The organism is Rothia nasimurium (assembly GCF_928381415.1).
Lineage (GTDB): Bacteria > Actinomycetota > Actinomycetes > Actinomycetales > Micrococcaceae > Rothia > Rothia nasimurium_H.
This window is the reverse complement of the sequence record NZ_CAKMSF010000008.1, coordinates 24,347-37,438: the sequence shown is the minus strand read 5'-3', so window position 1 is coordinate 37,438 and position 13,092 is coordinate 24,347. Positions and strand designations below refer to the sequence as shown.

General features: G+C 59.9%; 9 protein-coding genes. 2 read left to right on the top strand and 7 right to left on the bottom strand.

What is annotated here, in order from left to right:
• Positions 1 to 98: 98 nt before the first annotated feature.
• From fdxA to L7A20_RS10130, 4 genes are all read right to left on the bottom strand, one after another.
• Complete coding sequence (gene fdxA, locus L7A20_RS10145; RefSeq protein WP_135013646.1) at positions 99 to 422, bottom strand: ferredoxin; 324 nt, start codon at positions 420 to 422, stop codon at positions 99 to 101.
• 121 nt (positions 423 to 543) lie between these two features.
• Positions 544 to 1,842, bottom strand: coding sequence for a PIG-L family deacetylase (locus L7A20_RS10140; RefSeq protein ID WP_237223406.1), 1,299 nt, complete (start codon positions 1,840 to 1,842; stop codon positions 544 to 546).
• Positions 1,843 to 2,040: 198 nt separating this feature from the next.
• On the bottom strand, positions 2,041 to 3,954 hold the full coding sequence (gene typA, locus L7A20_RS10135) for a translational GTPase TypA (RefSeq protein WP_237223404.1): 1,914 nt from the start codon (positions 3,952 to 3,954) through the stop codon (positions 2,041 to 2,043).
• A 306-nt stretch (positions 3,955 to 4,260) separates the two neighbouring features.
• Positions 4,261 to 6,207 (bottom strand): BCCT family transporter, encoded by a 1,947-nt coding sequence (locus L7A20_RS10130; RefSeq protein WP_237223402.1) that lies wholly within the window; start codon positions 6,205 to 6,207, stop codon positions 4,261 to 4,263.
• Positions 6,208 to 6,510: 303 nt separating this feature from the next.
• On the opposite strand from L7A20_RS10130, the gene pgi reads away from it, so the two are divergent.
• Positions 6,511 to 8,190, top strand: coding sequence for a glucose-6-phosphate isomerase (gene pgi, locus L7A20_RS10125; protein ID WP_237223400.1), 1,680 nt, complete (start codon positions 6,511 to 6,513; stop codon positions 8,188 to 8,190).
• Between the two features lie 198 nt (positions 8,191 to 8,388).
• Here the strand turns inward: pgi and L7A20_RS10120 are convergent, their stop codons facing one another.
• Together L7A20_RS10120 and L7A20_RS10115 are read right to left on the bottom strand one after the other, a co-directional pair.
• Positions 8,389 to 9,066 (bottom strand): pyroglutamyl-peptidase I, encoded by a 678-nt coding sequence (locus tag L7A20_RS10120; protein WP_237223398.1) that lies wholly within the window; start codon positions 9,064 to 9,066, stop codon positions 8,389 to 8,391.
• 16 nt (positions 9,067 to 9,082) lie between these two features.
• Positions 9,083 to 9,295, bottom strand: coding sequence for a hypothetical protein (locus L7A20_RS10115; RefSeq protein ID WP_237206274.1), 213 nt, complete (start codon positions 9,293 to 9,295; stop codon positions 9,083 to 9,085).
• 519 nt (positions 9,296 to 9,814) lie between these two features.
• Here L7A20_RS10115 and L7A20_RS10110 point away from each other — a divergent pair.
• Positions 9,815 to 10,951 (top strand): hypothetical protein, encoded by a 1,137-nt coding sequence (locus L7A20_RS10110; RefSeq protein ID WP_237223396.1) that lies wholly within the window; start codon positions 9,815 to 9,817, stop codon positions 10,949 to 10,951.
• A 131-nt stretch (positions 10,952 to 11,082) separates the two neighbouring features.
• On the opposite strand, the gene L7A20_RS12010 is transcribed toward L7A20_RS10110, so the two are convergent.
• Positions 11,083 to 13,086, bottom strand: coding sequence for an alpha/beta hydrolase family protein (locus L7A20_RS12010; RefSeq protein ID WP_272879226.1), 2,004 nt, complete (start codon positions 13,084 to 13,086; stop codon positions 11,083 to 11,085).
• Positions 13,087 to 13,092 lie beyond the last annotated feature (6 nt).

Genomic DNA, 13,092 nt, shown 5'->3' with positions numbered 1-13,092 from the left:
CTTGTGAATATGTTTGTTTTCTAGTGTAAGCCTTCGCATAAAACTAAAGGAGCGAGTATCTCACAAGATACTCGCTCCTTGAACCGTGTCTAGGTGTCTTAGTCCTGGTTCTGCGGGGGCAGGGCCGCAATCATGGGGGCGTCCTTAGCGATGACACCCAGGCGGGCTGCGCCACCGGGTGAGCCAAGATCGTCGAAAAAGTCGGCGTTAGCGGCGGTATAATCTTCCCATTCTTCGGGGACGTCGTCTTCGTAGTAGATAGCTTCTACGGGGCAAACCGGCTCACAAGCACCGCAGTCGACGCATTCGTCGGGGTGGATGTAGAGGGAGCGTTCGCCTTCGTAGATGCAGTCGACAGGGCATTCTTCGACGCAGGCGCGATCTTTTACGTCGACGCAGGGCTGGGCGATGATGTAGGTCATGGGTGCCTTTCTGGTGGTGACGCACCGGTGCGTGGTGTGTTGGGTAACTGTGCTCTAGTGTATCTGGTCACCGGTGTGGGGGCAGATTTTTGTGATGGATGAGATAGCCTGTTGAGCCGGGTTAAGTTTTATTGCGGCGGTATTTAGTGGCGCTCATAATTCCCAGGGTTGAGGCAACAAGGGATCCGAGAGCCCAGATAGTTCCAGCGGTGCCGATCGGGTTGATGGGGTTGATATAGACCAGCATTGAGGTACCTTTGGCGAATGCAAAGATGCCGATGAGGATAAAGGCCGTGGCACCGAGCAGGGCTGCTGCCCAGTTCTTTTCGGTGTGAATGGCAACCCAGGTTGAAGCGAAGTACACGGTCAGGATGCCCAGGGCAGCACCCCAGGGTACCCAGAGCGCACTAGTGGGGTACCAGATATGGGCGTGGTACATGGTGCCGGCAAAACCTGCAATCAGCCCGAGGGCGATTGCGGAAATGGCTGAGTTGATAGGGCCGGGCGCTTCAACGCTTTCTTCCGGAGACACGTCGGCGGGGGTTCCCGACTGGGCTGTGCCCCAGAGCAGGCGGTAGGTTTCGGTAGGGTTGATGGGCTGGGAGACCCCGTTTGAGTACTCGAAGGTGGTCTCGCTGGTGATAGTAATTTGGGTAGCGTGGGCCCGCATGGCCTCACGCTTATGATCGATACTGCCCATAATGACAGCCTGCTGCCGGGTATCTTGACGATTGGGGTCGCCTTCGATGCCCCATAGAGCGATGGGAGCCGAGGGGGTTCCCTCTAGGGAGCGGACGGCCGCCAAGGTAGCTTCGTAGGTTCGTTTGTGGTCGGGGTGCCCGTAGCCGCCGTCCGCGTCGTAGGTGACGACGACGTCCGGCCTAATTTCACGGATAGCGCTGGCGATGGCGTCTGCCTGGGGCTTGAGGGGCAGACGCGTAAGGCAGTCATCGGCTGCGGCGGGGTTAGCGATAGCGCGTCCGTCCGACCCCCACGTCATACCCGAATCACGGTAGCTGGTGCGCTCGCCGGGCAGGTAACTCGCCCCCTCGCCCAGGTAGAGGTGGTGGCGGATGCCGAGGGCTTTGAGGGAGGCTTTGAGCTCCCCGGTGCGGTACTCACCCAGGGCATGGCCTCTGTCAGTGTTAGCGGGGTGGGTTGCTTCGAGATGACGCAGGGCAGGGTCGATGACTTCGCCCATTTCGCCACGGGTCATGGTGAGCAAGTATACAGTGACGCCGGCGTCGGTAAGAGCGCCGATGGTGGCACCGGTCGATGAGGCTTCATCGTCGGGGTGGGCGTGCACGAAAAGAACGGTGGTGTCTTTGGGCTTGAGGCCTTCGGGAATCAAGCTAAAAGTAGCGGTATCGGTGATGACTTCACCGGCAACCGGGTAATGAGGCTGGGCGTCGAGTTCCATGGTGACGGTTTTCTGCTGGGTGCTGTTTGGTTCCTAGCAATTTTAGCTTTACTTACTGAGCTCTAGCTGGGTTTGCTGTTTTAACGATGTGCTTTGGTCATCTCGCTCTTATCCCTGTGGTTATCAGTAGGGCCGTGGCCCGCTCCCCTGTTCAGGAGAACGGGCCACGGCCCTGAGAGCGTCTATCCCTTTGTAACCTTAGGCGCGGGCGCGGCGGCGTGCTTCGCGCACACGCTCGTTGGAGTCAAGGATAACCTTGCGAATACGAATCGCTTCGGGGGTAACTTCCACGCACTCGTCCTCGCGGGCCCATTCCAGGGACTCTTCGAGGGTGAGCTTCTTGGGGGGAGTCATGTTTTCGAAGTTATCTGCTGAAGCTGAGCGCATGTTGGTCAGCTTCTTTTCGCGGGTGATGTTAACTTCCATGTCATCGGCGCGTGAGTTCTCGCCGATAATCATGCCCTCGTAGACCTCTGAGGTGGGTTCGACGAAGATGGTGCCACGTTCCTGCAGGCCGATGATGGCGTAGGGGGTGACGACGCCTGCGCGGTCAGAAATCATGGAGCCGTTGGAGCGGTAGTCGATGTCGCCTGCCCAGGGCTCGTAGCCGGTGGAGTAGGACGATGAGATACCGGCACCGCGGGTCTCTGTGAGGAACTTGGTACGGAAGCCAATCAGGCCGCGGGCGGGCACAGCGAATTCCATGCGGACCCAGCCGGTGCCGTTGTTGGCCATGTTTTCCATGCGGCCCTTACGAGCTGCCATGAGCTGGGTGACGGCACCCAGGAATTCTTCGGGCACGTCGATAATCATGTGCTCCATGGGCTCATGGACCTTGCCGTCGATGGTCTTGGTGACGACCTGGGGCTTGCCCACGGTCAGCTCAAAGCCTTCGCGGCGCATCTGCTCAACGAGGATTGCCAGAGCGAGTTCGCCACGGCCCTGAACTTCCCAGGCGTCCGGACGCTCGGTGGGCAGAACCTTGAGGGAGACGTTACCGATAAGTTCCTTATCGAGGCGGTCCTTCACCTGGCGGGCGGTAACCTTAGCGCCCTTAACCTTACCGGCCAGCGGTGAGGTGTTGATACCGATGGTAACGGAAATCGCGGGGTCATCGACCTTAATCAGGGGCAGGGGCTTGGGGTTCTCGGGGTCGGTGAGGGTTTCACCGATGGTGATGTCTTCGATACCGGCAACAGCGACAATTTCACCGGGGCCAGCGGACTCAGCAGGAACACGTTCCAGGGCCTTGGTGGCCAACAGCTCAGAGATACGAACGTTCTTAGTTTCACCGTCCTGACGTACCCAGGCAACGGTCTGGCCCTTCTTCAGGGTGCCGTTGAAGATACGCAGCAGGGCCAGGCGGCCCAGGAAGGGCGAGGAGTCGAGGTTGGTCACGTGAGCCTGCAGCACCTCGTTGGGGTCATAGGTGGGGGCAGGAACATGTTCCAGGATGGTCTCGAAGAGGGGCTCCAGGTCATCGTTATCGGGCAGGGCGCCATCGGCAGGCTGGTTCAGTGAAGCAGCGCCAGCCTTACCGGAAGCGTAGACGACGGGGACGTTCAGCAGAGCGTCGATATCGAGGTCGGGAACCTCATCGGCCAGGTCGCTAGCCAGACCCAGAAGCAGGTCCATAGACTCGCCAACAACTTCGTCAATACGGGCGTCGGGGCGGTCAACCTTATTAACAACCAGAATAACGGGCAGCTTAGCAGCTAGGGCCTTACGCAGCACAAAACGGGTCTGGGGCAGAGGGCCCTCTGAAGCGTCCACCAGCAGCACAACACCATCAACCATAGACAGGCCGCGCTCAACCTCACCACCGAAGTCAGCGTGACCGGGAGTATCAATAACGTTGATGGTAATTTCTTCGCCCTTGGCTGCAGGGCCGGAGTAGAACACGGTGGTGTTCTTAGCCAAAATGGTGATGCCCTTTTCCTTTTCAAGGTCACCGGAGTCCATGACGCGGTCTTCCACGTTAGCGTGGGCGGAGAAGGCGTTGGTCTGCTTGAGCATCGCATCAACGATGGTGGTCTTGCCGTGGTCAACGTGAGCCACGATTGCCACGTTGCGAAGGTCGCTCCGTGAAGCGGTGTTCTGAGTTTCAGACATGCGGAAAGTATCTCGCTTACATGTTGGGGATAAGGACGCCGGTGCGCGGCTTACCTGCCGAATTTTCGGCACCAGCGCAGAGGGCTTTCGGTTTGATTATACCGGCGGCACCTAAACTAGCCGCTATCTTCTGGAACACATTAGAAAATAAGGGGCTTATTCAAAAGGGCGGTGTAGCAGGCTCGCAGCGAAGCTGCTGGCTCGGCGGCTGGCGTGAATCGCGTTGTGAGCGAAGCGAACCATGCGAGAGGGTCGGCAGCGAGCGCGAGCCTGCGGAACCGTTCTGAATAAGCCCCTATCTATTTCCTATTTATTCCAGGGTGTCTGCTTTACGTCCTGGGGTTTGACTACCGGAATAGATCCGGTCACCGCACGAATCTGTTCGATTGCGGCGGTATTTGCGTCGACCTGGAGAGCTACCTCGTCAACAGCCTTTTCTACAGCCTCTTCGACCTTAGCTTCAACCGCCTTGTCCACGGCTTCTTCCAGGGCGGCTTCAAGCTGGCCGTCCAGGTGTTCGTCAAGGTGCTCCCCCACAGCTGCGGTGACGCGCTCTTCGACGCCTTCGGCAACCAGCTCGTTGACGCGGTCGTCGATCTGCTCAGCCAGGGAGGCCTCAATCTCATGGCGAGCATTGCGACGCTGGGCGCGGACGAAAAGACGGTGCTCAACGCTCAGGGCCTTGTAGAGGGAGATACACATCAGCACGATCACTACCGAGAAAGGCAGGGCCGTCAGAATTGCGACGGTTTGAATCGCTGACAGCGATTCGCTACCACCGATGACAACCAGGGAGATCGCGGTTGCACCTGCAACCAGTACCCAGAAAACGCGGATCCAGGTTTTGGGTTCAGGTGACCCGTTAGTGGAGAGCATACCGAGCACCAGGGCGCCGGAGTCTGCCGAGGTCACGAAGAAGACGGTAATCAGCAGTACCGCACCGGCAGTCAGAATGACGCCACCGGGCAGATTGTGGAACATCTGGAAGAGGGCATTCTCTGCAGAGACGCTACCGTCTTCGCCCACCAAGCTGGTGCCGGTTCCGAAAAGTTCCTGGTGCAGGGCGGTGCCGCCGAGTACAGAGAACCAGAAGAAGGAGGTCAGAGCGGGTACCAGCAGCACACCGATGACGAACTCGCGCACGGAACGGCCCTTAGAGACGCGGGCGATGAACATGCCGACGAAGGGCGACCAGGAGATCCACCAGCCCCAGTAGAAGGTGGTCCAGGCAGCCTGGAACTGTTCACCGTCAACGCCATAGAGGGCCAGGGTTTCGAAGGTCATGGCAACGACGTTTTGCAGGTAGTTACCGATGGACCCGATGAAGTTACGGAAGAGGAAGAGAGTGGGGCCAACCACCAGCACGAAGAGGCAGACGATAGCAGCCAGCATGAGGTTGCCGTTCGAGAGCCACTTCATACCCTTTTCTAGGCCGGTGACCACGGAGAAGAGGGTGATACCCATGAGCACCACGATGATGCCCACCAGCCAGCCGTTACCCTGGGCGGGGATGTTCATGTAGCCCAGGCCCGCAGCAATCTGCATAACACCGAGGCCAAGAGAGGTCGCTACACCGAAGAGGGTGCCAACCAGAGCGACAACGTCGATGACGTCACCTGCTCCACCTTTTACACGGTCACCCAGCAGGGGTTTGAGGGAGTAGCGGATGGAAAGGGGCAGTTTGAGGCGGTGGGTTGCATAGGCAATAGCAAGGCCCACGATGACGTAGATAGCCCAGGGGTGCAGGCCCCAGTGCAGGAAGGCCTGGCTCATCGCTGCCTGGGCAATCTCTTCCTTGGTGCCATCACCCACGCCGGGGCGGGGGTCAACGTAGTGCATAAGGGGTTCGGTTGCCCCGTAGAAGACCAGGCCGATACCCATACCGGCAGCGAAGAGGAAGGCGAACCAGGTGGTGAAGGGGTAGGCAGGCTCGTCATCGTCGTCGCCTAGTTTGACGTCGCCCATGCGGGAGAAGCCCAGGTAGAGGGCAAAGATAACGAAGAAAGCAACGATGGCGACGTAGTACCAGCCGAAGTAGTTAATGACGTCGGCCTGCAGGGCATCGAAGATTTCTTTGGTGCGATGGGGGAAGGCCAGGGTAATGCCGATGAAGGCGGCCATGATGACGGCTGCGGGAATAAAGACCTTGGGGGCCAGGGAACCTTCACGCATGTTTTCCTTAGCGGCCGCGTCGATATCCCCCTTCCGCAGGTCGGGGCCCGAGCCGGGCGGAGTTTGCTGGGTAGTAGCCATGAAAGTGTCCTTTATATCTTCTTACGTTTCGACCTAGTTGACATGCAAAAGCACCTCACGAGCTGCCGTCCGCGTCCACGCTCAGTCAAGGGGCGCTGGGCCGCGCAGCGTGGTTCGGGAGGGGGCTAGAGATGCCTGTTCCACTTCAATAATAACATCACTGATAATAAGTAGGCATCCTCTTGGTCTGCTTAATTGCCTATAAAACCACAAAAAACCACACCTGCCAGCGGGGTCAAAAACTACCAAACCAACATAAAATAGAGGCAAGAACACCCAAATCGACAGGAAGGCAGAGCACGCATGTCTCTCCCCGCCATCACCGATCCCGTCCAGACCAAAGCCTGGGCAGCCCTGACCGAGCACCAGCAGAAGACTACCGCTGATTTACGCGCCTGGTTCGAAGCCGACCCCACCCGCGCAGAAAAGCTAAGCTTCACCGCCGCCGACCTCTACGTTGATCTCTCCAAGAACCTCATCACCGAAGAGACCCTGGCTCTGCTGACCCAGCTGGCCGAAGAGGTGAACCTCGAAGAGCGTCGCGACGCCATGTTCGCCGGTGAGCGCATCAACGTCACCGAAGACCGCGCCGTCCTGCACACCGCCCTGCGCCGCCCCAAGGGCGCCACCCCCGCTCTCGTCGTTGATGGTCAGGACGTCGACGCCGACGTCCACGAGGTCCTCGCCAAGGTTTACGACTTTGCCGACCGCGTCCGCTCCGGCGAGTGGGTAGGCATTACTGGAAAGCGCATCGAAACCGTTGTCAACATCGGCATCGGCGGCTCAGACCTGGGCCCCGTCATGGTCTACGAGGCCCTGAAGCCCTACGCCCAGCCCGGCCTGACCGCCCGCTTCATCTCCAACATCGACCCCACAGACGCCGCCGAGACCGTCAAGGACCTAGACCCCGAGACCACCCTTTTCATCGTCGCCTCCAAGACCTTCGGCACCCTCGAAACCCTCACCAACGCCCGCGTCTGCCGCGAGTGGCTGCTCACCTCCCTGCGCGAGGCCGGCGCCCTGGACGGCAAGGACGAAAAGGACGCCGTCGCCGCCCACTTCGTCGCTGTCTCCACCGCTCTGGATAAGGTCGAGGCATTCGGCATCGACCCCGAGAACGCTTTTGGCTTCTGGAACTGGGTAGGCGGACGCTACTCCGTCGACTCCGCCATCGGCACCCCCCTGGCTATTGTGCTCGGCCCCGAGGTCTTCGAGCAGTTCCTGGCCGGCTTCCACGCCATGGACGAGCACTTCCGCACCGCGCCCCTGGCCGAAAATGTCCCCGCCCTGATGGGTCTGCTGAACATCTGGAACGTCAACTTCCTTGGCGCCGAAACCCACGCCGTCCTCCCCTACGACCAGTACCTGCACCGCTTCCCCGCCTACCTGCAGCAGCTGACCATGGAATCCAACGGCAAGTCCGTACGCGCGGACGGCAAGCCCGTCACCACCGCCACCGGTGAAGTCTTCTGGGGTGAGCCCGGCACCAACGGCCAGCACGCCTTCTACCAGCTCATCCACCAGGGCACCCGCCTAATTCCCGCCGACTTCATCGCCTTCGCCAACCCGGTTCACGCAACCCGCGACGGCGAGCAGGACGTCCACGAGCTCTTCCTAGCCAACTTCTTCGCCCAGACCAAGGCCCTGGCCTTCGGCAAGACCGCCGACGAGGTCCGCGCCGAGGGCACCGCCGAAGAAATCGTTCCGGCCCGCGTCTTCTCAGGCAACCGCCCCACCACCTCCATCATGGCCTCCCAGCTGACCCCCGCCGTCCTGGGCCAGCTCATCGCCCTCTACGAACACATCACCTTCGTTCAGGGCATTGTCTGGGGCATCGACTCCTTCGACCAGTGGGGTGTTGAGCTCGGCAAGCAGCTGGCCCTACAGCTGGCCCCCGCCGTGGGTGGCGACCGCGAGGTTCTGGCTCAGCAGGATTCCTCAACCCAGGGCCTGATTGGTTTCTACTTGGATCAGCGCAAGTAATTTAGCTACCGCAGGACGCCCCTTGGCCGACTAACCTTCTTGGTCTCGCCCTGGAGGGCTCGCCCAATTCATGCCAGCCCCAGCCAGTCGGCTGCAGGGGCGCCCTACGTTAGCTGAGACGTGCTACCTTCGCCCCCTGCGCAAAGCCTGTTGCGCAAGACCCCGGTAACTTCGTTCGTAAGTTACCGGGGTCTTGCGTTAAAGCTGGGTGAGCGCGGTAAGTACGGCCTGCTCGATAATTCCGATAACCTGGGACTCAGGCAGGGTAGGCAGGCTTCTTCCTTCCACTCCCCCGGCGTCCGCGCTGGCTGTGACCTGCGGACGCCCGGCCGTGGCGTCCGTACCCTCCCCAGCTTCTGCGCGGGTGAGGGGAATATGAATAAAGCCAGCCGGTATTGCTCCTGCTGTGGCGTGCATGAGCTCGTAAAAAACATGGTTACAGACAAAGGTGCCGGCGGTGTATGACAGCTCCACAGGTAACTTTTGAGAGATAAGCTGCTCAAAAATTGCCCGGGTAGGCAGGGTAGAGAAGTAGGCATCGGGGCCGTCACCGCGGATGGGTTGGTCGATAAGCTGAGCACCTGCATTATCTGGAATACGAGCAGAGTCGAGGTTGATGGCAACTCGTTCCAGGCTGACCTTATCGCGGCCAGCCGCAACACCAAGACTTATGGCTAGCTCAGGTTTGATGCGCTCCAAGAGCTCACCCAGCGCCCGGCTTGATTCGGCGAACTCCACCGGCAGTTCGTGAACCTCAACAGTGAGATGCGGAGCCGAAATCGCCAGGGCTTCCTGTGCCCCAAATGCTACCGCCTGGCTGGGATTGATAGGTACCCCTTCGAAGGGGCCGAAATAGGTCAGCAGAAGGGTGGTCATCGTCGACTCCTGCGGTTTAGGTATTCTTGAGGGTATGTCTGAGCACAAGCCTACCCGCTATACCCACAGCGAAGAATCCCTGGAAGATACCCCCGAAGCCCTCAACCTCGATGGGTTCGACGATGAGGAGCACCCGGACGAGCTTCGCGCCCCAGCCGTGGCCCAGCAGGTAGGCTTCGCGGGGGCTGTACGCCTCTTTTACCGGCACTACTGGAATAGTAAAGGCCATGCATCAGCCAGCGAATTCTGGTGGGCAATAGTTTATATAGCAGTGGGCACCGTTTTATATTTTGGAGCCACCATTTGGCTTAACTACCTCACACTCGCCGAAAATGCCTCATCACTTTTGCGCACCGTATTTATGTTGCTCGTCATAACAAACCCCCTATGGGTTGTTGTTAATATCGGCCCCACAGTATCGCTCGTTAAACGCAGACTAAACTCTCGACGCTCAGCAGAATATAAGGGGTAGACAAGTACAGGTTTATTTCAAATTTTGTTTACATCAGGACCATTGCAGCGTCAAACAACTTTCGAATTTGTCATAAATCCTAGTCATAGCTTCACGCCGCTAAACATATAAGATTTTTTCGAACATCTTGGTAGATTTAATAGTGAATTACAAATACTCACAGAGAGTTAGCCATACGATTCCTGGGAGCAAAGCTCACAGTTGAGGTTTTTGTAATTGCTCAAGCCCTCACTATCGCACACAGGGCACCGTTATCTACGAACAGAGAGGTTCGATATGTCCGCTTTCCACAAGCCTTCCAAGAAGACCCTGGGCGCTACCGCCGCACTGTCTCTGGGCATGGTAGCCCTGATGGGCTCTCCTGCATTTGCAGCCGACTCTTCTGAATGGGTAGACCTTCCCACCGTCATTGATGAAGGCTCTGCCTGGGTCTCTCCCGTTACCGGCGATGTGGACGGTTCCACTTGGGTCGACGAGAACCTCAATCCCCTGGTAACCGATAAGGGTGAAGGCGTAACCCACAAACTGCCCGAAGGTCACATTGGCATTAACGGCCCCGGCACCACCCTTGATCTCCCCGAGGGCCACATCGGCATCAACGGCCCTGGCACCACCCACGAACTGCCTGAACTCATCATCACCGATAAGGGTGAAGGTGTAACCCATGAGGTTCCCGAGGGCCATATTGGCATTAACGGCCCCGGTGTCACCTACGAGCTGCCCTTCCTCCCCGTTGACGGCTCCACCTGGGTAGATGAAAACCTCAACCCCCTCATCGTCGATAAGGGCGAGGGCGTCACCCACGAACTGCCCGAAGGCCACATCGGCATTAACGGCCCCGGTGTCACCCACGAACTGCCTGAGGGCCACATCGGCATCAATGGCCCCGGCACCACCCACGAGTTGCCTGAACTCATCATCACTGCCAAGGGTGAAGGCGTAACCCATGAGGTTCCCGAGGGCCACATTGGTATCAACGGCCCCGGTGTCACCCACGAGCTACCTGAACTCATCATCACCGCTAAGGGCCCCGGCACCACCCACGAACTGCCTGAACTCATCATCACCGCTAAGGGCGAGGGCCTGACCCATGAGCTGCCCGAGCTGCTCATCACTGCCAAGGGTGAAGGCGTAACCCATGAGGTTCCCGAGGGCGTACTGACCGCTAAGGGTGAGAGCGTCAAGGCTGAAGAGAAGCCGACTATTGACCCCGCAACCGTAGTCACCACTTCTACCGAGACCAAGACTGAAGCAGCCAAGGCAGAAACTAAGGCTGAGACCGCAAAGACCGAGGCAGCCAAGAAGCCTGAGCTGGCTAAGACCGGTGCATCCGATGCAGCTCTGCTGGCTCTGGGTGGCCTGAGCGTCCTGGGCCTGGGCGCCGGTGCTGTTCGTGCAGCCCGCCGCGCCTAAGCTAGACCAGGTTCAGTTCTAGCTCAGAGACTGCCATTAGGTAAGAGCTAAAACGCCTAGCAAAAGGGCACCTACCCCGTTACGGGGTAGGTGCCCTTCGCTATGCAAGCGGCCCAGGTCAGGCAGAGAGCCTAGCCCAGAATTTCAGGAGCCTTGAACTCTTGACCCAGGAGGTGCTGATCTAACCAGGCTGTGAAGACCTGGTACCAGAGGCGGGAGTTGCCGGGTTTCAGGATCCAGTGCCCTTCATCGGGGAAGTAGAGGTACTTGTGCCCTAGCTCCGGGGAGTGGCGCTGCAGGTCAGCCCAGAGGTGGTGGGCCTGGCCGATGGGCACACGGTAGTCCTTATCGCCGTGAATCACCAGCATAGGAGCCGCGATATCGGCGGCATGATGACGCGGCGAGATGCTGTCGCCCTCTCCCCCGAACTCGACCTTCCATTCGTGCCAGGCACCGTTATCTGAGAGGTAGTACATGGTGTTGTAGTCCCAGATTGAGGCGTGGGTGACGTAGCACTTAAAGCGGGTGCCCGCGCGTCCTGCCACCCAGTTGGTCATAAACCCGCCGTAGGAGCCGCCTGAGAAGGCCACGTTATCGCCCTGGATATCGTCGCGGGCGGCAGTCTCTTCGACCACCTGCATAATGTCGGTGTAGGGGGTGCCGCCCAGGTCGTCACCGCCGCGGTCGAGCATGTGCTGGCCGTAGCCGGTGGAAATCGCGGGGTCGGGCATGAGCACAGCGTAGCCGGCTTCGGTGAAGGCCCAGGGGTTCCAGCGGTAGGTCCAGGAGTTCCAGGACCCCCAGGGGCCACCGTGTGCAAAGACGAGCAGGGGCAGGGGGCCGTCCGCGTCCTTTTCGGGCAGGGCGAGGAAGGAGGTGAACTCGGTGCCGTCGGCCGCGGTGGAGCTCAGGCGCTCGAAGCGGCCCGGGGCGCGCAGCTCTTCGACCGGCGAAGCCAGGCGGGTGACCTCGCCGGTTTCGATATCGATGCGGACGGGATAGGCCGAGTGCTGGTGGGCATCGCGCAGGGCGATGAGGGCCCCTTCGTTGTAGGCCAGAGCCGAGAAGTGGCTGGCGCCGTCCTCGACCAGTACGCGGGTAGCACCGTCGATGCTGCCGGTGAAGATGGCGGTAGCTCCCAGGTGGTCGGTGACGAAGGCGTATCGGGTGCTATCAATCCACACGATGTCGCCAGCCCAGCGGTCGACATCGCGGGAGAGCTCGATTAGCTGGCCGGTCTCGAAGCTGTAGTGGCTGGCGTTGACCTTGATGGACTGGCCGGGCAGCCAACGGCGCACCTCGGTGATAGCCAGGCCGCTGCCGTCCGGGGTAAAAGCGCCGGCTGAGTAGTCGTGGGTTTCGGTCGCTTCGGCCAGCAGCTGGGGTTCTTTCTCACCGTTGAGGTCAAGCAGCCAGGTGCTGTAGCGCTGGTGGATGCCGCGGGCCTTGGTATGCAGGGTGATAGCGGCGCGGTCGCCGGTGGGGCAGACTTCGAAGCCGGCGAGTTCTGCGCGGTCGCCGGGTAGGGCGATACGGCGGGGTTCGCCGTCCCCGTCCTTAACATAGAGGGCGCGGACGCCGGTGCCCAGGTCGTGATCCCAGAAGCGGGTGGGAAATTCGGTGTAGAGCACACCGGAGGTGGCGGTTTTCTCGCGTTCGTCGAGGGTCTTGGCCTGCTCTTCGAGGGTGCCCCGGTGGGCTTTGGCGCTGTAGATGTAGCGGGTGGTTTCACCGCGCTGGCGTACTGCGAGGGTATCTACGCCGCCGGGGTGGGTGAAGATGAGTTCGGGTTCGCCGTGCTCGGGTAGGCGGTAGACGCCTTTGAGGCTCTTGGAGTCGGCTTCGTCCACGTCCTTGCCCAGGGTCAGGTAGATGTGCCCCTCGTCGGTGATGGTCAGGACGGAGGCGCCCGACTCGGGTGCCGTCAGCGGGTAGGGCTTGTCCTCCTGCCCGGTGGGAAGGGCCCAGAGGCGGGGGCGCCACTTTGCGCCGTCCTTGTTGAGGGTGTTGACGGTGAGCACGGGCGCGCCGGTGCGCCCTGACGCGAGCCCGACCATGCGGGGGTGTTCGATGAGCTGCTTGAGGTAGGCAGCGTTTTTCTGCTGATCTTTTTCTTGAGGTGTGGTGTCAGTCATAGGTTC

Bases quoted from the DNA above. Each gene is read 5' to 3' on its own strand.
- L7A20_RS10110 (WP_237223396.1), top strand. From the start codon at position 9,815: ATGTCCGCTTTCCACAAGCCTTCCAAGAAGACCCTGGGCGCTACCGCC.
- L7A20_RS12010 (WP_272879226.1), bottom strand. From the start codon at position 13,086: ATGACTGACACCACACCTCAAGAAAAAGATCAGCAGAAAAACGCTGCC.
- pgi (WP_237223400.1), top strand. From the start codon at position 6,511: ATGTCTCTCCCCGCCATCACCGATCCCGTCCAGACCAAAGCCTGGGCA.
- L7A20_RS10115 (WP_237206274.1), bottom strand. From the start codon at position 9,295: ATGGCCTTTACTATTCCAGTAGTGCCGGTAAAAGAGGCGTACAGCCCC.
- typA (WP_237223404.1), bottom strand. From the start codon at position 3,954: ATGTCTGAAACTCAGAACACCGCTTCACGGAGCGACCTTCGCAACGTG.
- L7A20_RS10120 (WP_237223398.1), bottom strand. From the start codon at position 9,066: ATGACCACCCTTCTGCTGACCTATTTCGGCCCCTTCGAAGGGGTACCT.
- L7A20_RS10130 (WP_237223402.1), bottom strand. From the start codon at position 6,207: ATGGCTACTACCCAGCAAACTCCGCCCGGCTCGGGCCCCGACCTGCGG.
- L7A20_RS10140 (WP_237223406.1), bottom strand. From the start codon at position 1,842: ATGGAACTCGACGCCCAGCCTCATTACCCGGTTGCCGGTGAAGTCATC.
- fdxA (WP_135013646.1), bottom strand. From the start codon at position 422: ATGACCTACATCATCGCCCAGCCCTGCGTCGACGTAAAAGATCGCGCC.